This window comes from Halomonas sp. NYA30, assembly GCF_976980765.1.
Map to the genome: position 1 here is coordinate 1,485,044 of NZ_OZ334477.1, position 18,537 is coordinate 1,503,580.

Annotated in this window: 20 protein-coding genes; 14 read left to right on the forward strand and 6 right to left on the reverse strand. The window is 54.3% G+C overall.

Features of this window, described 5'->3' with window-relative positions; genetic code table 11:
- Nucleotides 1-6: 6 nt before the first annotated feature.
- Nucleotides 7-702: a YagK/YfjJ domain-containing protein gene (locus ACWI0H_RS06750; RefSeq protein ID WP_485875665.1), complete on the reverse strand. Its 696-nt coding sequence runs from the start codon at nucleotides 700-702 to the stop codon at nucleotides 7-9.
- A gap of 631 nt (nucleotides 703-1,333) precedes the next feature.
- Between ACWI0H_RS06750 and ACWI0H_RS06755 the strand changes: the two genes are divergently transcribed.
- The 11 genes from ACWI0H_RS06755 (at nucleotide 1,334) to ACWI0H_RS06805 (ending at nucleotide 9,081) form a co-directional block, all read left to right on the forward strand.
- Nucleotides 1,334-1,600: a hypothetical protein gene (locus tag ACWI0H_RS06755; RefSeq protein ID WP_485875667.1), complete on the forward strand. Its 267-nt coding sequence runs from the start codon at nucleotides 1,334-1,336 to the stop codon at nucleotides 1,598-1,600.
- Between the two features lie 90 nt (nucleotides 1,601-1,690).
- Nucleotides 1,691-2,815: a YqaJ viral recombinase family nuclease gene (locus tag ACWI0H_RS06760; protein ID WP_485875669.1), complete on the forward strand. Its 1,125-nt coding sequence runs from the start codon at nucleotides 1,691-1,693 to the stop codon at nucleotides 2,813-2,815.
- A gap of 182 nt (nucleotides 2,816-2,997) precedes the next feature.
- On the forward strand, nucleotides 2,998-3,981 hold the full coding sequence (locus ACWI0H_RS06765) for a recombination directionality factor (protein WP_485875671.1): 984 nt from the start codon (nucleotides 2,998-3,000) through the stop codon (nucleotides 3,979-3,981).
- 120 nt (nucleotides 3,982-4,101) lie between these two features.
- On the forward strand, nucleotides 4,102-4,911 hold the full coding sequence (locus tag ACWI0H_RS06770; RefSeq protein WP_485875673.1) for a DUF932 domain-containing protein: 810 nt from the start codon (nucleotides 4,102-4,104) through the stop codon (nucleotides 4,909-4,911).
- A 55-nt stretch (nucleotides 4,912-4,966) separates the two neighbouring features.
- Entirely contained in the window at nucleotides 4,967-5,491 is a 525-nt protein-coding gene (radC, locus tag ACWI0H_RS06775; protein WP_485875675.1) for a RadC family protein, read from the forward strand.
- A gap of 190 nt (nucleotides 5,492-5,681) precedes the next feature.
- Nucleotides 5,682-6,515, forward strand: a complete 834-nt coding sequence (locus ACWI0H_RS06780; RefSeq protein ID WP_485875677.1) for an Rpn family recombination-promoting nuclease/putative transposase — start codon at nucleotides 5,682-5,684, stop codon at nucleotides 6,513-6,515.
- 5 nt (nucleotides 6,516-6,520) lie between these two features.
- Nucleotides 6,521-6,802, forward strand: a complete 282-nt coding sequence (locus ACWI0H_RS06785; protein WP_485875679.1) for a DUF4351 domain-containing protein — start codon at nucleotides 6,521-6,523, stop codon at nucleotides 6,800-6,802.
- Nucleotides 6,783-7,088: a hypothetical protein gene (locus ACWI0H_RS06790; RefSeq protein ID WP_485875681.1), complete on the forward strand. Its 306-nt coding sequence runs from the start codon at nucleotides 6,783-6,785 to the stop codon at nucleotides 7,086-7,088. The genes ACWI0H_RS06785 and ACWI0H_RS06790 overlap by 20 nt, the downstream gene beginning before the upstream one ends.
- Nucleotides 7,089-7,114: 26 nt before the next feature.
- Nucleotides 7,115-7,273, forward strand: coding sequence for a hypothetical protein (locus ACWI0H_RS06795; protein ID WP_485875682.1), 159 nt, complete (start codon nucleotides 7,115-7,117; stop codon nucleotides 7,271-7,273).
- A gap of 230 nt (nucleotides 7,274-7,503) precedes the next feature.
- Nucleotides 7,504-7,881, forward strand: coding sequence for a hypothetical protein (locus ACWI0H_RS06800; protein WP_485875684.1), 378 nt, complete (start codon nucleotides 7,504-7,506; stop codon nucleotides 7,879-7,881).
- 300 nt (nucleotides 7,882-8,181) lie between these two features.
- A complete protein-coding gene (locus tag ACWI0H_RS06805) occupies nucleotides 8,182-9,081 on the forward strand; it encodes an Rpn family recombination-promoting nuclease/putative transposase (RefSeq protein WP_485875686.1) in 900 nt (299 codons plus the stop codon).
- 124 nt (nucleotides 9,082-9,205) lie between these two features.
- Here ACWI0H_RS06805 and ACWI0H_RS06810 read toward each other — a convergent pair whose 3' ends face one another.
- On the reverse strand, nucleotides 9,206-10,477 hold the full coding sequence (locus ACWI0H_RS06810) for a tyrosine-type recombinase/integrase (protein WP_485875688.1): 1,272 nt from the start codon (nucleotides 10,475-10,477) through the stop codon (nucleotides 9,206-9,208).
- Between the two features lie 108 nt (nucleotides 10,478-10,585).
- Here ACWI0H_RS06810 and ACWI0H_RS06815 point away from each other — a divergent pair, with 108 nt between their 5' ends.
- Entirely contained in the window at nucleotides 10,586-10,879 is a 294-nt protein-coding gene (locus ACWI0H_RS06815; protein WP_290693347.1) for a helix-turn-helix domain-containing protein, read from the forward strand.
- A 259-nt stretch (nucleotides 10,880-11,138) separates the two neighbouring features.
- On the forward strand, nucleotides 11,139-12,527 hold the full coding sequence (locus ACWI0H_RS06820; RefSeq protein WP_485875690.1) for a hypothetical protein: 1,389 nt from the start codon (nucleotides 11,139-11,141) through the stop codon (nucleotides 12,525-12,527).
- A gap of 535 nt (nucleotides 12,528-13,062) precedes the next feature.
- Here ACWI0H_RS06820 and flgK read toward each other — a convergent pair.
- Nucleotides 13,063-15,789: a flagellar hook-associated protein FlgK gene (gene flgK / locus ACWI0H_RS06825; protein ID WP_485875692.1), complete on the reverse strand. Its 2,727-nt coding sequence runs from the start codon at nucleotides 15,787-15,789 to the stop codon at nucleotides 13,063-13,065.
- Between the two features lie 203 nt (nucleotides 15,790-15,992).
- On the opposite strand from flgK, the gene ACWI0H_RS06830 reads away from it, so the two are divergent.
- Nucleotides 15,993-16,391, forward strand: a complete 399-nt coding sequence (locus ACWI0H_RS06830; RefSeq protein WP_485875694.1) for a hypothetical protein — start codon at nucleotides 15,993-15,995, stop codon at nucleotides 16,389-16,391.
- 118 nt (nucleotides 16,392-16,509) lie between these two features.
- Here ACWI0H_RS06830 and ACWI0H_RS06835 read toward each other — a convergent pair whose 3' ends face one another.
- The 3 genes from ACWI0H_RS06835 to ACWI0H_RS06845 form a co-directional block, all read right to left on the reverse strand.
- On the reverse strand, nucleotides 16,510-17,031 hold the full coding sequence (locus tag ACWI0H_RS06835) for an opioid growth factor receptor-related protein (protein ID WP_485875696.1): 522 nt from the start codon (nucleotides 17,029-17,031) through the stop codon (nucleotides 16,510-16,512).
- 48 nt (nucleotides 17,032-17,079) lie between these two features.
- Complete coding sequence (locus ACWI0H_RS06840; protein WP_485875698.1) at nucleotides 17,080-17,889, reverse strand: HNH endonuclease; 810 nt, start codon at nucleotides 17,887-17,889, stop codon at nucleotides 17,080-17,082.
- 332 nt (nucleotides 17,890-18,221) lie between these two features.
- Nucleotides 18,222-18,536 (reverse strand): addiction module antidote protein, encoded by a 315-nt coding sequence (locus ACWI0H_RS06845; RefSeq protein ID WP_485875700.1) that lies wholly within the window; start codon nucleotides 18,534-18,536, stop codon nucleotides 18,222-18,224.
- Nucleotide 18,537: the final 1 nt, after the last annotated feature.

The window sequence follows — 18,537 nt, forward strand, 5'->3', positions numbered from 1 at the left end:
TGCCGCTTAAAAACGGCTACTACCGAACACATGGCCGTCGGGTGCCTTGGAGTACGCTTTACATAAATAGCTGGCTGCGTAGAACACCGACGCCAGTACCTGGGGATCGTCATGACGTAGACAGTATTCGACTGGCTTTTGGGTGATGGGATGCAGGCAAACCTCCACTCGACCTTTCATATGCTCTAGTGGCCACTCAATCGCTCGTGCCCAGGAGCGCACCACCCGATGCGCGAGATTGTTACGATAGTAGCCCCCCTCTGGGGAAGGGGTGTAATTGCCCACCTTGAAAATCGCATCGTAATTAAGCAGTAGCAGTAAGTGATAATGATGAGTCGCACTGCTTGTCTGTTCACGCGCCCACAAATAACGCAGACAAGGCCGGTATCTTCCACTGGCCGCTACCAGCTCACGCTTTAAGTAACGCCAGAAGTTCATGAGTAGGACGTTATTATGATCCAAGGCGGCCGCCGGGTACCCCTTGGGGAAGTGCAGATCAAAGCGGCAAACGAAGGTGCGCCGTTGACCGTTCATGGCTTGTTGGAGGACATAGAGCGAACGGTTCAGGTGCTGCGCAATCAAGGGGCCATTCGGATGGTGGTAATTAGGCATGCCCCGGTAGGCCTTGCCGTAGTGGCATTTCCAGTGAGGATTGTCGGGATGGCGTTTAGGGAAGTGGTCGAATTGCGGATGTGCATACATAACAGAGTCCAGTCGTTATCGTCTGACACCCACGCAGGAGTCACCCCTCGCCGCTCAGGGCAGGGTTTCTCGGTGACGGGTATCGAATCGGTTCAGTTCAGGTGAGGGAGCGCGCACCGGCCCGTTGGTGGCGGTGTCGCTTAACGTGTGCTTCCGTTGACGAACAGAGAGTGCATAACCTCGGTTGCCACGAGAGGGGTTTATCGTGTGCCTGCAACGGGCTGGCTTCCTTTGGGCCAGCCCTGGTGTCTATCGGAGGGTATTCAAAGCGAATGCCGTTATGGCAGCGAGGAGAATGAAGTGCCGCTGATCCTGCTACCTCTTGCGTGCTCTTTGATGACGTAATGGTTTTATTGAACGATACATAATACTAATACCGTACCAAAAGCAGGGTTTTCAAAGGGGTTGAACACCGTACCAGCTCACTCGGCAAGGGCCCTTGGCAGCGAAGCCCCGTGAGTGAATCGGCTGTCATAAAATTACATTATTATCAGCAAGATAAACGGTGAACCATGAAGGCTCGGTAAGTGGTCACAATATACGGCTGAGCCGTAAAAAGTTTCAGATCTATATCACTAAGGGGATAGCACCCCGCTATCGATGTGTGTCAACGCATAGTTAGGAGAAGCAAATGACACGATGCCCTTATTGCGGTGCCACGCCGCTATCCCCGCCGTCCTTGCAGGCGCGTCACCGTGCCAGCCAAACCGGTGCGCAGATTGGTGCCACGCTCGGGGCGGTGAAAGGCCGAACCGGCATGGCCATCGGCAGTCTGGCCGGTGCCGTGATCGGTGGCCTGCTCGCCGCTCAGCGCTGGTGGCCGGTGGCCGATGGGTACTGCCATGCTTGTCATCAGCCCATCCCCCGTGAGCCCGAGGCGTCCAACGCCAAAGGTTAAGCCTTACCCCGTCCTTTCCTCGTTCATGGCCTAGCCCGCTGTCGCTTGGCGCGAGCGGCATTGCCGTGGGCGTTATTCAGGAGCATTACCATGTCTCAACACGTTCAACCCCCAACGACACTATCCGCTTTGCCACTGCCTGCTAACGCCTCGATCTTGTCGATCAGCCCAGCCATTGAGCCGTGGGGGATGCCACTGACCAAGCGCGAGACGCGCAGCCAGCGGCCTACACCCCCTCCACGGCGCTATCGTGAGCAAGCCCGGCGCTTGGTCGATACCCGCGCCCTGGATCGTCAAGCGTGGCTGTCCATTCGACAAAGCGGCATTGGTAGTAGTGATGCCGCTGCGGCGGTAGGGCTGCATCCGTATAAATCCCAGCTGGAACTGTGGATGGACAAGACCGGACGGCAGTTCGATACCAAGGAACCCAGCCGAGACGAGCAGTTGACCAGCCCATTGCATTGGGGCCAGGTACTTGAACCCATCGTGGCAGAGCACTACGCCCAGCACACCGGCTACCGGGTGCAGCGAGTCAACGCGATTCTGCAACACGTCGACCACCCCTGGATGCTCGCTAACCTGGATCGTGAGATTGTCGGCAATGACGGTGTGCAGATACTGGAGTGTAAGACTGCCGGGATTTACGGGGCCAAGCTATGGAAGGAGGGTGTGCCCGAGTACGTGCAGCTACAGGTGATGCACCAGTTAGCGGTGACCGGGCAACAGGCCGCTGACGTGGCCGTGCTGTTGGGGGGCCATGAGCTACAGATCCATCGTATCGAACGCGACGAGGCGATGATTGAACAGTTAATCGCGTTGGAACGGCACTTCTGGAACTACGTGGAGAGTGACACGCCACCGCCTGCCGATGGCAGTGACTCAGCCGATCAAGCCCTGCGAGCGCTGTTTCCCCAAGACGATGGCGAGACCATCGATTTGTGCCACGACGTAGGGTTAAGCCAAGCCTTTGCCGATCTACAACGGGTACGGCACACCCTGGACGCTGCCAAGAAAGAAGAAGCCAAACTCAAACATAAACTCCAGCAAGCCATGGGCACCGCCACACTGGCGACCTTTCCCAGCGGCGTGCTGAGTTGGAAGCAGACCAAACCGGTCAATCGGCTGGATACCAAGACGCTGCAAAAGGAACACCCGGCCTTGTGCGCCGCTTACCTTCACGCGCATCCCGGTACACGGCGGTTGGTGGTGCGTTAGTCGCAGTCAACAACCATCGTCAGTCGCGCCACACAGCGCCGCTGTGCGCGGTTGCCGTACCAACCCACACCTAAGCTGCCTTATTCAAACAAACGCCTCAGCGCGGCTCTCCGGCCGCCTGGGGCGTTGTGCGTTATGGGGCAGCGATTCTAATTCACCCTTGAGGTCGTAAGGAGATTCCCATGCTCAAAGGCTTAGCCATTACCCCGCCCATTCTGGGGCGGATCACCATCGGCAAACTCGTCGAGAACAACGGCAAGCGCCTGCCGCAAAAAGACGACCAATTCACCATTACGTCCCAACTCCAGACCAAGGAGGGCTGGATACGTCACCCGTTAGATGAGCAGCTACGTAGTGCCCAGGAGGGCAAGCTCAGGACGATTCCTATCCGGCTACTGTTCAGTGATCCCGACCTTAACCTGCGCGCCGAGTACGCGCTGTTTGATCGGCAAACGGCCAGACCGCTGTGCGTCGGCGACGGCGAGCAGTGCAAACGGCGTACCCAGGACGGCATGGTGTCTCTCGACTGTCCTTCCCCGGATGGCTGCCCGTTGGCCCAGGGCGGTGCCTGCAAGCCCTACGGGCGGCTGAACGTGTTAATTGGTGATGACGACCCGCTGGGCAGTTTTATCTTCCGCACCACCGGCTTCAACTCGATCCGTACGTTGGCCGCGAGGCTCGCCTACTTCAAGGCGATCTCGGGTAACCGGCTGGCCTGTATGCCGTTGGAGCTAAGGCTACGCGGTAAATCCACCCGCCAGAGCCGAGGCACGGCGATCTTCTACGTGGATATCACCTTGAGGGAAGGCTGGACGCTGGAAGCGACGCTAGCCGAGGCGCAACGCCTGGACGAGTTTCATCACTCCACGGGGTTTGATCAGAAAGCCCTCGATAAGGCCGCCAAGGCAGGCTTTGCCAATGGGGCCTTTGAAGACAGCGCAGAGGACTCCGCCGATGTGGTCGAAGAGTTTTATCCCGATGCCCCCGAGCATCCGCCGGGCAGGCAGGAACCCAATGCCCCGGTGACCCTGGCTGACAAACTGCAAGCCAAAAGCCAGCAGCATGGCAAGCCAGAGCCATCAGAACCGGAAAGTACCCACCAGGAAGCCGCACCAACTGTCGACCATCCCCCACAGACCTCGTCTCGTCAGGCCAAACGCGCCTGAGCACTTTTCTCGGCTTCCCCCTTAACCAATACCCAACCAAACCTACCGCTGCCTTAACGCTGCCCGCTGCCTGATTGGCGCGGGCCGTTATGCCGTGGTTAACCGATAAGGAAACTCACCATGCGTATTCTTACTCACGACCAACTTCACCGTACTGCCCCAGCGGTGTTTGCCAATCAGCCTGATGAAGCCGTGTCGGATCGCTACGGCTTTGTGCCCACCATCAACGTGGTCGATGCCCTACAGGCCGAGGGCTGGTATCCCGTGCGTGCTCAACAGACCAACGTGCGCCAAGCCGAGCGACGCGACGTAGCGCGGCACATGATCCGTTTCCGGCAAGACCCCGATCGCCAAATGACCGTGGGCGATAGCGTTACCGAACTGGTGCTGACCAACAGCCACGACCGCACGGCGGCCTTTCAGCTCGATCTGGGGCTGTTTCGGCTGGTGTGCCTTAACGGCATGGTCACGCCGGTCGGCGACGTGGGTGGTATTCGCGTGCGTCACGGCAAGCAGATCGTTGACGAGATCCTGGAAGGCTCGATTCAACTCAGCCACCAAGTCCCCCGCATTGCCGAGGGGGTGGAGGCGTTTCAATCCACGTTAATTAGCCGGGGTGAAGCCCAGCTGTTTGCCGAAGCGGCCCTGTCGCTGCGCTATGGCGACGATTGGCAAGCCACTAGCCCTATCCAACCGAGCAATGTCCTCGAAGCGCGACGCAGTGAGGACGCCAACGGCTCGCTGTGGAGTGTGTTCAACCGTACCCAGGAAAACCTCTTCAAGGGCGGCTTACGCGGTCGCTCTCAATCCGGTCGGGCCACCCGTACCCGAGCGATTAACAGCGTGACCGAAGACGTGCGCTTAAATCGTGCGTTATGGAAGCTCACCGAGCGCTTTGCGGAGCTGAAAGGTGCTGATTTAGCAGCATAAATCGCCAAAAGTTTTTCTACGGATTTTTCTACAGAAACGCCCCCCAGGAGACACCATGAACGCACCGCTCAACGCCTCGCTACTCACCAACCCCCAACTGATTGCCGGGGAGGAGCCCGGCACCTACCGCGTCAATGGCGACGTGACTGACGCCCAGCTGTTACACCTGGCCAAGATGATTGCCCAAAAGCGGCTCAGCAAAGGCAATAAACTCGGCAGCCCCGATGAAGTTCATCGCTGCCTGCAAACCCTGCTGCTCGACTACCCCTACGAGGTGTTTGGTACCTTGCTATTAGATACCCAGCACCGACTGATCGCCTTTGATGAGCTGTTCCGGGGCACTATCGACTCAGCCAGCGTCTACCCCCGCGAGGTCATAAAGCACGCCATTGAGCACAACGCCGCCGCTGTCATTCTGGTGCATAACCACCCCAGTGGTGATCCTGAGCCCAGCGATGCCGACCGGCGCATTACCCAGCGGCTTCAGGAAGCACTGGGCTTGGTGGATATTCGTGTCTTGGATCATGTCGTGGTGGGCCATGAAGGCTACACCTCGTTCGCCGAACGGGGGTGGCTGTAAGACCAAAGTCATCACTCGTCCTCATGCTTCCCTGCCTCACGACTGCCCTGACCGGCAGCGTGGGGTTGGGCTGTCTAGGTGGGTTCTCTTTTTTTCTTTATGCAGTGGATAGATAGGATGAGGAAGGGTGCGGTTGAGCGTTTGCCAGCGCGGGCTGTGGTAGCATGAGGCCATTACGACAGGAGTTTCCATGAGCGAGTTACTCGACCCTACCAACGATTACGTTTTCAAGCGGCTGTTCGCCGAAGCACCCGATTTGCTAGTGGATCTGATCAACGATCTTCGCCCGGATCTGCCCGATATTACGTCAGTCGAGATCCTCAATCCCAACATTGAGCCGTCAGAGCTGAACGGAAAGTACATCATTCTCGATGTGCTGGCACGCGATGGCGAAGGCAACTGCTACAATGTTGAGGTGCAGGTGCGCCGTTATGGCGCGTGGCACAAGCGGGGGTTGTTCTACCTGACCCGCACGCTGGGAAGTCAGCTGAGCGCCGGGGAAGATTACCAAGAGCTGCGTGCCTCGGTAGGCCTGCACCTGCTGGACTTCGACCTGTTCACGGATACGGCCGCCGAACGTGAGCAGGCGGTGTGGCGCTTTGAAATGCGCGATGAACGCCAGCCGAATATTTCGCTGGGGAACGTTTTGCAGATGAACCTGATCGAATTGAACAAGGCGGATCGCCTGGGCTTGCCAGAGGGCCCGTTGCGCGCCTGGATCACCTTCTTCAAGCACTGGCAGGAGGAATTGACGATGGCGAATGTCGCCCATGAACCGGTGAAACGTGCGATGAGCCGCATCCGCGAGCTTAGCGCCGATGAAGAAACCCGCCGCCTGGCCTTTGTGCGAGAGCGGGCGCTAAGGGATGAGGTGTCATTGCTGAATGATGCTCGCAGAGAAGGCCGCGAAGAAGTGGCGAGGAACTTGATTTTAATGAACTTATTGGCTGATGATCAAATCGCTGTTGCCTCGGGGTTAACAGAAACCGAAGTTAAGGCACTGCGTGCTGAAGTGAAGCATTGATGGCAATGAGTCGCATCCGAGAGCTTAGCGCCGATGAAGAAACCCGGCGCTTGGCCTTTGTGCGTGAACGGGCACTACGGGATGAGGTGTCGTTGCTGAACGATGCAAAGCGAGAAGGTGAAATGACAGGAGAGCGTCGCGTTCTGCAGCGTCTGCTGAGAAAACGCTTTGGTGAGTTACCCGCGTGGGTAGGTGAAAAGTTGGAGCGGGCTGATACTGGGCAGCTAGAAACCTGGACAGATGAAATACTGACTGTCGATAGCCTTGATGAACTTTTCAAACACTAAGTCTTCCCAAAAAGCGATGAACCGCATCCGCGAACTCAGCGCCGATGAAGAGACCCGCCGCCTGGCTTTTGTGCGTGAACGGGCATTACGGGATGAAGTGTCATTTTTGAATGATGCTCGTCGAGAGGAGGCCAGCGATAACCTCCGCTCTCTTGTCAAGCTCAAGTTTGGTGATGTGCCTCAGTGGGTAGAAAGTCGTGTCGAGCAGGCCAACCACGCCCAACTGAAAGCCTGGATGGATAAGGTGCTGTTTGCTGATAGCTTGGACGAGATGTTCGAGCGATAGCTTCTTCTTGGCAGGAGGAGTTAACGATGTCCAATGTTGCCCATGAACCGGTTAAACGTGCGATGAACCGCATTCGCGAGCTCAGCGCCGATGAAGAGCCCCCCCCCCCCCGCTTGGCGTTTGTGCGGGAACGAGCGTTGCGAGATGAAGTGTCGATGCTGAACGATGCTCGGCGGGAAGACTGAGAAGAAGTGGCAGGTGGCTGAACCTTAAAACAAAAAAGATGTTGCGGCCATCGGTGATATATGTCAGCTCCCTGAGGATAAAGTAGCCTATCTTCGTGCTGACATTCATCCCTGAGTCTTGATAGCTCATTAACCGGTCAAGAAGACTATGAGCCGCGTCACAGAGCTCAAGGCCGACGAAAAAGTCTGCTGCTTGGCATTAACTAAATTCGGATGAATAGGTGAATAACATGTTCCAGAACTGGAAAAAGCTGCCTGTAGAAAATGCACTGATTAAAGAGTTGTCCATGTCTGGGAATGGGAAAGATTGTATTGTTTTTATTCAGACAGAAGAGCCTGAGCAGCAGGTCGTATTTGAAATGAGAGACCCATCGCTAACGATTGATATACAAGGCCATATCGTCGCTAAATCATTTAGTCATGGTGATACTGTTTTGGGTGTGAGTTATCAACCTTTCAATAAAATGCGTTTAGAGCAGGCTGAAATCGCTTACCCAGGCGATGAGGAACAGGAATGGGAGCGTTCATTGAAGCGTTTTGAAGAAGGTCGAGATGATTTCATTGGATACACGATTTTTCACGCACGGATGAAATTGGTAGCCATCTAGCTAACTGGTTCCAGAATTTTTGGCCTCGCTTTCTCATACTTTTCAGCACGCACAAAAAACAAAAAGGCAGCCTCAATGGCTGCCCTTTTTGTATCTTATTGTTTTTATATATTTTTCTTGATTACCCTCTGTTTGATACCCGCTACCCGTTGAATTACCTTGTGTCTCCACTGAAGGCGGAATGGTAGTGAGCGTTGCGGAACGGGTGTTGTGGTAAAATGAAGGCATTAAGACAGGAGTCAGCATGAGCGATCAAGACGATAGCCGCCGGGCTGATCATGACAGTCGTGGAAGATGGCGTTGGAATCCTATTTTGAAGAGTTTCTGGATTTACTGTTCCCGGCGATCAATGAGCAGGTGGACTGGTCAAAGGGCTACAGCTTTCTGGATACAGAGCTTCAGCAGATTACACCTGATGCTGATAGTGGAAGACGCCACGCTGATAAGCTGATCAAGGTCTACGCCAAAGATGGCAGTGAGACTTGGGTGCTGATCCATGTCGAGGTGCAGGGTGAGCCAGAGGACGACTTTGCCAAACGAATGTTTACCTATCAGTACCGGCTGCGGGATCGCTACAACATGGATGTGGTCAGCCTGGCGGTATTGGCAGATACTCGTAAGAACTTCCGGCCCACCACGTTTCACTATGGGCGCTGGGGATGCGAGCTGACGTTTACCTTCCCCATGGCTAAACTGATTGATTGGGAAGATCATTGGTCACAGCTGGAAGCCAGCAATAATGTCTTCGCTCTGGTGGTCATGGCCCAGATTAAGGCTAAGCGAATGAAAGACGGTGCCACACGCAAGGATGTCAAAGTAGCGCTGATCAGGCTGTTGTATGAGCGGGGCTACAACCGCGACCAGGTCGTACAGCTATTTATCATCATCGACTGGATGCTCCAGCTGCCGAGCGCCCTGGAAAACGAATTTGTACAGGCGGTTCATGCCATACAGGAGGAGAAGCACATGCCTTACGTGAATACGATTGAGCGCCTAGCTATTGAGAAAGGCGAGAAGCTAGGTATCGAGAAAGGGCGTCAGGAAACCTTGCAGGAGGCTGAGCATCGTGTTTTGGAAAGCAAGCGCAATGCGGCACGCAAATTGATCGCTCGTACCGAAATGAATGATCAGTTGATTGCAGAAATCGAAGAACTACCGGTTGAAGAAGTCGAAAAGCTCCGTGCCGAGACGCAGCACTGATCCCACCTTCTCCAGTAACCCGCCTGACGCACAAAAAAGGGCAGCCACCAACCGGGGCTGCCCTTATCGTCTCTGCCTATTTTTTTGTTGCCTTCCTAATCGACGCCATACCCTAATGCGTTGCCTACGTTGTCCCCGGCGAGTCCCCCGAGGGTGCCGGGAGCGGCGGGCTGTGGGTAATCGCCGCCGTTCGGGGTGGCCGTGTAGGTCGACCTTCAATGGCTTTAGCTAATGGCAGCGAAGCCAGTATTGGCACGCTGTTCATTGCCGTGCTGGCCGCTTCCAGCAGTGTTTCCTGACTCAAGTGCGCATAGCGCTGCGTGGTGCGGATCTGGGTGTGGCCCAGGATCTTTTGCACCTCATAGATCGACCGTCCCCCATTTACCAAGAAGCTGGCAAAGCTGTGACGCAAATCGTGAATGCGCAGGTCAGCCAGTCCCGCCCGCTTTCTGACGGTGTCCCAGGCGTAGTGAATGCTTGTATAGGGCTCTTTTGTCTGCGGATTGGCGAACGAATAGGGGCAACCTTCGATACGCGGCATGTTCTCGATCAGTTGGATCGCTGAATCGGACAATGGCACGTAGCGGGTCTTACCGCTCTTGTTGAACTCAATCGTCCACACCCGCGCCTGTGTATCGAAGTCCTTCCACTGGGCGTTCAGCACTTCGCTCAATCGGGCACCAGTCAGTAGCAGCATGGTCACAATCGCCCTTAACTGGGGCGCTTTCGTGGTTTCCAATGCCTCAAACAGCTGTTTAGCCTCTTCCTCGGTCAGATAACGCTCTCGCTTGTTGTTTTCCTTATAACGACGCACGTTCTTGAGCGGATTTGCGGTCAATCCTGTCTCCCACCGGATCGCCAGATGAAACACCGTGTTAAGCATGTCGTATACGCGGTTGGTGCTCGCAGGTTTGTGGGTTAAACGGTGATCGGCGAACAGCTTGATCGCCCGCTGTTGGGTTATCTCATCCAGGTGCAGATGACCCCAGTTAGGTAGCACATGGGCGCGCAACAGTATCTGATCGGTCTCCCAGGAGCGTTTATGACTACGAATGTAGGGCATGTAGGTCTCATTAATGAACACTGATAGCGTCGGGATCGCTTTCATCGCCGCCTTGCGGTCAAAGGGATCGTTTCCTTTCGCAATGTCACTTAAGTGACCTCGGGCAAGCTCTCTGGCCTCCGCTAGCGACAGCACTGAGGCCAAGGCCAGCTTTTTCTCCCTCATACGCCCATGATCGGTGGCATAGCGTAGATACCAGGTCTTTTGACCTGAATAGAGCACCTTTAGCAGCAGTCCTGTGACTTTCAGATCGAAATAGTCGACCTTTTTCTTGCCCTTTGGGCACAGGTTGCTACGATCCACAAAGACTTGGGTTAGGTTCTGCGACGGCATGAGCGGTTCCTCTCTACTTGGCTAAATATCGTACTAATAATGCGAGTACGCTATCAGTGATAGCGAATGCGTACTTTATAGCTTCAGAACCGTGAGGTGTAAACCCTAATGGAAGAAAAAAACCGTTTTGCGCTCGCCATGCGCATGGGCCGGGCTGCCCTCGGCATGAGTCAGCAGGAATTCGCAGATGCGTTAGGTGTGGCTAAATCCACGGTCGCCCGTAACGAAACCCTGGAAATGGCCATGCGGGCCGACACGCTGACCGCCATGATGCGGCTTTTCCGAGAACGGGGGATCGATGTCGACCTATTGGGGGACACTGACAGCCTGACCATTACAGTGACCGCAAAAGGCTTCGCAGCGTTGGAAGAACGTCGAATGGAGAAAGGCAAGGACAAGTAGATGGGGAGAAGAAACTGAGAAGTGGCCCGAGGCCGCACCAATGCTTGTTCTGAAGGTGGTTCAAAATATACGCATCTGCTATCAAAAATAGATATAGCGAAGTAAAAGATCAGAGAGGTCTGAGGGGATTGGTAAAAAGCCTTGTAAATCAATAGGCGGGGGAGATAGGAGAGTCGCAGAGCTCACTGAAGCACTGACTACTCTGTCTGACGCTCAGGCAGCTGAAGCAGAATTCCTCGAAGCTCAAGTCGACAACGAATTGCTTGAAGCTGCTGATCTGGATGAAGAATCCACTCTTCAGGATATTCGTGACGCTGTTGGTAATGCTTACACAGCCACTGCTAACAGTGTAAATGGCGCTCTTGCTCTAGTTGATAATGATGAGGGCAATGCAGGCGATTTCAATGATGCTGGCTTCAATGGTCGCAGTGCCACTGTTCAGGATTCGTTAATCGCTTCTGGCGTTGAGCAAGCTGAGAAAGTGGTTGATGATGCTGAAGATGAAGTGGCTAACGGAGTACTTGGTGCTTTAAGCACTCTAGAGACCCGTACTACCACCCTTGAAAATGCTATCGAAGCTGAAGCATCAGCTGAAGCTACTTTTGATGGAGAGCTGGCCCGTTTTAATGCGGTCAACAATCTGACTGCTGAAGCTGACGGTAGCGCTACACCTTTAACACTTGATGCTACCAATGCTAACTTGTTAGCCAATGGCGACGCTCTGCAGATCGGCGGTAATGATTTTGCCGAATTGGTCAATGGTAAGTGGACACTTGTAGATACCTTTGACTTCGATGCAGTAAGCGGCGTTGATAGTGCTGACGATCTAAATGGTTTGGGCGCTGTTGTTGAAGCTGGTAATACATGGGCCTCAACAACTCAAGCTGCTACTAATGCACAAGAGTCTGTGAATTCTGCTATCGAAAGGGTTGTTCAGCTTGAGCAGGGCAATGAATTAGCTGTTGCTGACCAAGTTGATGATTTTGATGGTACTGCTGAAGCAGGCGCCGAAGCCGAAGTAACTGTTGATCTTGCAACTCCTGGAGCAACGGATGCACAAGCTGTACTTGATGCCCGTACAGTACTCAACGATCTGAACGAAGCTATCGTAGAGTTTGAGGCTGCTCGTGCTCTGGACGCTGAAGCAGAAGATTTCGCTGATGCGATTACTGATGCGCAAGATGCGATCACTGACTCTGAGGAAGACGGCGGTCTAGGTGTTGATCTCTTGACTGAAGCTGACGACCTTACTTTTGCTGATGACACAGCGACAGAAGTAGCCTTCAGTGGTGGTGATGAAATCTATCTATTCAATGCAGAAAACGCTCAAGACGCTGATGGCGACGAAGTGGGTCTTAATGTTACCGGTTTTGCCGATGCTGGCGAAGATCGCATCTTCTTCGGCGAAGGCTACGATCTGGTTCAGATTCCGGAAGGCGACGACATCAATGACAATGTTGGTGACTCTGCTGCACTGGAAATTCTGTGGAGCGAAGACAACACTGGGCTGACGCTGTACGTCGAAACCGAAGCCTTTGCTGGTAACGGCTCTAGCCAGAGCGACGTAACTGAAGTCTTCCTGGCCGGTGTTAGCTCTGACGACATCAACTTCTCTGGTGGTTACCTGACCGCTGGCGAACCTGCCTAAGCTCTTTTGAGCTTTTGATACAGGGGGAGGGCTACCTCCCCCTTGCTCCTTTGAAGACATCGGGTGGTTCAGTGCAGGCCGCCTGATGCAGTAAGCGCTAAGATGCTTACTTGCTCAAATGAAGAACGATCTAACCCCTGGCCTCGGCTGGGGGTTTTTATTGGCTGCTATTTGAGTAATAGGGTAATCGATGCACGATTGGGGAAATCAGTAGTGGGGGATAGGTTCAGCGTTGCCCAAGAAGGCGTCACCCCGTTCGCACGGCATTGTCAGCTTTCTCTTATGGATTTGTAAGCTCTATCGTATCGCTAGGTAAGCAATAGCTCACAAAATGGTCGCATAAAGAGGTTCTTTCCGGTGGCGGCTAGGGGGATCCTGGAGCCTCCCGAAAAGCGGGGAGAGTAGCTTTGATTGTGATGAAGAGGTGAGGTTTGATGTCGATTTTAAATTACGTTGAGTGCCATGTGGTTGATAGCCGCCATGCTAGGCGGCTATGTGCCGTTTGGGCTGATTATTTGGGCGCCTTAGCTCCCCCTTAGCTGCGTAGGCCAAGGATGGTGTCGAAGAGGCTTGAGGCGGTATCAATCACGCGGGCGTTGGCTTGGTAAAACTGCTGGTAACGTATCAGGTTCGCGGCTTCTTCATCCAGGTTAACGCCCGACTCGGACTGTTGTACGGCGCGCAGCTGGTCGGTTAGTCCTTGGCGGGCTTCAAAATTCACCTGGGTAATATTGGTGCGATTCCCGACATCACTCACTATGGCGCCATAGGCACCGCTAAAGGTGGCGCTTTCCCCCACCGTCGCTTCGCTTTGTAAGTTCTGTAAGGCAAGCGCGTTGCGGTTGTCACCGGGGCCGGTGGAGCCTGATAGGCCCGTAAAAGTAACGCCACTGGTCGTTCCGCTACTGGGCAGCTCGTCAATGGTGAAGCTGAGGATCGTCTCGCCCGTGGCATCATCTTTGATGGTTAGGCGCTCACCAACCGCTAAGGTGTCGCCTGTACCGGCATTCACCGACAGCACATTGTCGATTTCTGTGCCGTCTTCTTTAAAGATGCTGTAAATGCCCTCCGGCGGTGGGGAGGTGGGCACAGAGCCTGCATCCGGCGAAACAAACAGGTTGTTGCTGCTATCCGCACCAAAAAGGCCGAGGCTTAATGCGCCATCATCAGCGGCTTTAATGGCAAAGCTGGGGGGCTGGTACTTGGCATCCATCTGCTTAAACGCCGGGGCAACGTCAATCTCGCTGACTTCAAGCTGGCTCTGCACGCGGCCAATGGGGGTGTTGTCTGGGGTAACCCCGCCTGCCGCCGGTGCCCCTGGCATTTCATCCCAAGTGGCGGTGATGTCGAAGTTACCGTTCCCCGACACCAGTAGGAACACAGGCTCTTTTGTTTCATCAATATGAATGCGTTCCTCTAGGAAACCAAAGTCTGTAATTACGTCATTAGGCTTACTGTCGAATCTGTTGCCGTCGCCGGTGTAGGTAAGCGTCATCCCTCCATAACTTAACGTGGCTCCCTCTGCCAAATCAGCGGAATAGCTGTCCTGACGATTAAGCAGGCTGCCACTACTGTAGGTGGTGCCTTCAGGGAAACCATTAGCTAAGGTAAATATATGGGTTTCGACATCTGCTGGCGAGGTAATGGACTTTCCGTCGCCATTGTTTTGCCAAGTATAGTCTGGCTCGGTACCTTCCCAGGTAGTGGTGTCGGCGTCGACCCCTTCGACGGGGGTACCAATTAGATGTTTACCATCCTGGGTGAATAACTGAATGTCATCATCAGCCCCCCTGTCATATACATAGATTTCTACGTTTTTGGCGCCAACAGGGATGAAAGCAATGGGCTTTAAACCTGATTTCATGTCTTCCGCTACGCCATTTTTCAGCACACTGCCGATGGTAGATGTATCACCTAAACGGCTGGCGCTTTGCGATTGGAAATCCACCGTGGAGTAGGGCATGGGTCGCACCGGACCAAGCGCGGCGGCAATTTTATCCAGGTCGTTAATCAGTACGTCCATGCCTGCCGCGGCGCGGCGCACGGGTTGTACGTTAAACGTATCACCCGCCGCTGGGGAGCCGGCCAGCGTGAGGTCGATGCCGCCAAAGGAGAGCGTATTGCCATCCCACTCGGCACTCACTTCCTCGCCGTTATCTTGCCGGGTAACGCTAAAGTCGTTGCCGTTGTAACGTACCTGATAGTCGGTGGCACGCACGTCTTCTACACGGGTTGCGTCAAAGCTAATCGTGCCTACTTCTGCGCTGTTGTCTTTGCCGCTATAGGCTTGGGGGGCGCCAATGGAGTAAAAGTCTTGCCCTTGTTGGCCGTTTAAATCAATGCCTTGCTTGTGTACTTCGTTAAAGGCGGTCGTTAGCGAAACGGCGAGTTGGCCAATTTGGTTTTGGCTTTTGTCTAATGCTTCCTGACGAAAGCGCATTAGCCCGCCCAAGCTGCCGCCGGTAATCAATTCTTCATCGAGTGGCACGACGTTTCCGCCGCCATCCTGGTAGCCGATAACGGTGCGTTGCGGGTCGGTCTCGGCTGCCACCGGGCTCAGCGAGAAGGCGCTGGTATTGGTAACCAGCGGTTGGCCGTTGGGCAGGCTAATGTTGTAGGTTTTTCCATCTTGGATGTTAAGCCGTACGTCCAGGCGCTCGTTCAGCTCGGCGATCATATGGTCGCGCTGGTTGAGCAGGCTGTTGGGTGCTTCGCCGTTGCGTGCGCGTGCCAGTGCAATTTCGCGGTTAAGCCCGGCAATTTGCTGGGTGGTGTTATTGACCTGGGTAATTTCGTCTTTGATCTCGCTGTTGAGGTTGCTCTGCATATCTTGCTGGTAGCCATCAAACGAGCGGAACTGGGCACTAAGCGTTTGGGCAGTGCCGATGACGCCTTGGCGAGCGGCTGGGTCTGAAGGGGCGCTGGCCAGGTCTTCTAGGCTGGAAAAGAAAGTTTGCATTAGCGGTGCAAGGCCCGCTTCGCGGTCGGCGAGCAGGTTGTCGATTTGCTCTATCTGCTGGGAATATTTTTCCAACGCGCTGGACTGGGTACGCGCATTATTAAGCTGATCGGCCACATAGTGATTGAACTGGCGTTGGGTATCATTGACCTGAACACCGCCACTGCCCGACGATTTTTCACCCAGTACCGTCACTTCCCGGTTGAAGCCTGGCGTATAAACATTGCTGATATTGTTACTGGTGGAGTTAAGGGCATTTTGTGCTGCATTTAACCCGCTTAGTCCCGTTGAAAACATGCTCATCGCCCAATGCCCTTGTCGCTACCTGCTGAAATCGCAGTGTTTTTAGTAATTTAGTAAAGTGGACTTTACCATTTTTTTATTGAGGAAGGGTAGCTGAAAAGAGGGGGCGTTCGGTAGGCGTTGTAACACATTCTCCGTGTTTATTTTTGATAGCGGCCAGTGTTGCAAGTAGTTATAAATAGTCATAGAAATTTGAGGATGTGGTGTGGTCGGTTAACGTCACCTGGGAAGGGGTGACGCAAGAGGTTTTTCTGTACGTCCTGCTGGGGTTTCAGTCGGCGGTAGATCGGATTGTGGCGATTATTCAGGCCGATCCGAACAAAGAGCGTATCGACAAGATCATTACCCGCTGGTTAAAGCGCCATCTACAGCGGCTCGGAGCTGACGTCAACCTAGATCAGCTCAATAGTTTAGTGGAGGATAAAGATATGTTGGCAGAGAACCTAGAGAACTGGGCTCATAAAGAGCCCCAGGAGCGCCAGCGTCATTACCTCCTGTCGTGTTTTACCATAGGTTCTCCTATCCGGCGCAGGCGTGCCTGGCTGATCGCATCCAAGCTCACGGTCACTTCCTTGAATCCCTGTGCCTGGCGGCGCTGGTGATAGCGTTGCTGGTTGCTGGCGGCTATGGCGATAACCTTACGACGTGATGGAGTAGGGTTAGTCTGATGTCACGATGTGATAGCGCGGTCGCTCATATAAAGGGGAGATAAGGCTCTCATTAATGATGGCTGTCGTCGGTAGCGGCTCGCCAGTAGTCGATGGACTGCTCAGACACCCCACCATGCTGCGTACCGATCTCAATCACTGCGTGCTGAAAAGCACGGGCGAGCTCCGGCTGATGGCAAAGGTGCAGGCTACGGATAATACGTGATATCCGCAGATGGTTATGTCCTCCCCGCTTTAACCAGATGTGCTCGCGCATGCTGAGGTTAGGCAGCGGCATGATGGCATTTGAGTCCCTTGTCAGGCCGAAAAATTCCAGCATCACATCAAGGGACCGTCGGTGCCGCTCTCGCAGTTCGGCCGAGGCGGAGAAACACGCCCTCTCTTCCTCGCCCAGCAAGGGCGCGAAGCTATTAAAACGGCCTGCTTCGGGTATCGGAAACAGCCATTGGATATAGTCATGGGTATGCTCTAGCCAAAAAGGGCTGAGTGCCCATAGGTCATCAATGATGCGATGGGCATGGTCGGTCGCTTCCCCTAGATAAAAGGCAATAAGCGGACTGGAGGTTGAGGTCATGCATTCTTCCTTCGCTGGGCCACCTAGTAGGCGTTACGTTTGAAGGGGCTAGACAGTCGCTAAATAAGCAAGCAGCTGCTGGCGGATGGATCCTTGGGTCTCCCCATGATGTGCCTCTCGATGGTGATTCGGGCATAAGGCAACGACGTTATCCAGTCTGTCAGGACCACCTTCAGAGAGGGGGGTTACGTGATGGGTCTCCAGGAAGATATTGCCATCACTGGTTGTAAATCCTGGGGAATGGCAATACTGGCAGTAGCCATTTGCCCTGACTAATGCTTTGCGCCGGACCTTAGGACAGCGTTCCGTCACTTCGCTCGTCACTGTTTTTTTCTTGGGGGACGTCGTTCCTTCGTCCCACTGGTCAATAAACGAGGGCTGAGGCTTTTTACGCACCAGCGTGCAGTGGCCGGTATCAACGTCGTAGGATTCGACGCTCCACTCAGCTGAATCAAGAAGACGCTGCTTGACGCCGGTTGCCGTGTTTCCCCCATCCTTTCTACTCCCCGCGAGGATGATGGGTCGAATAGGTAGATGTAACGTCATGGCCTCTTGGATGGCGTGGTCCATCTGATGGGCGCGCGTCACTCTAATGCCCGTCGCTTTCTGAGCAGCTTCTCTCGGATTTAGGGTGTATCGGGCGATGCCGTCTATCTCTACGATTTCCTGGTGCCAGAGATTAAGTACAACGACCTGTTCGCCAATAAAGGACCAGTTGTAGCAATACTTGGGATTGGAAGCGGCGCTACTCGACTGCCCCTTGGACGTTTCCCAGTGGCTTACGTCAATGCCTGCCTCGCGTACCAAGTCATATACGCGTTGCCGTCGGGTTGGTTGGAGTTCATCGAATATCGTCATTGTTCGCCTTATAGTTGAGTTTTCTTATTTATCATGAGGATTATGCCTTTATTTGAGGAGGAGCGTCTATCTTGTCTTGATGGCACTGTACTGAGGGAAAATCCTTCAAACAGGCATTATGTGGTTAGGAGCGCCAACTCCACTTCCTTATGCCTTATGAGGTTATATGCCATGGGCCTGCTCCCGCTGGCGAAGTCTTGTCTAATTGTCGTCTGACGGCGTTAGCGAGAGCGATGATGGTGGGAAAGCCTGGTGCCTATATCAATGCAAAGGCCGCCCCGAGAGGAGCGGCCTTGTTGAAAGGTATCTAGGTGTCATTTGGTACCAGCGATTTAGCGGGGCGCTTCTGGCCGCGAGAGCGGCTCAACGGAAAGCCGTAGCCCCAGGGCGTTGGCCACCTTGCTGATGGTGGAAAACGCCGGGTTTCCCTCGCCGGACAGCGCTTTGTACAGCCCCTCACGGCTCATGCCGACCTCCTTGGCGAGCTGGCTCATGTTACGAGCACGCGCAATATCGCCCAGCGCCGCTGCGAGCAGTGCTGGGTCGTTCTCCTCCATCACGGCATCCAGGTAGGCGGCAATGTCGTCCTCGGTCTGCAGGTAGTCCGCAGCGTCGTAGTGGCTGAAAGTGACGGCTTGCTCAGTCATG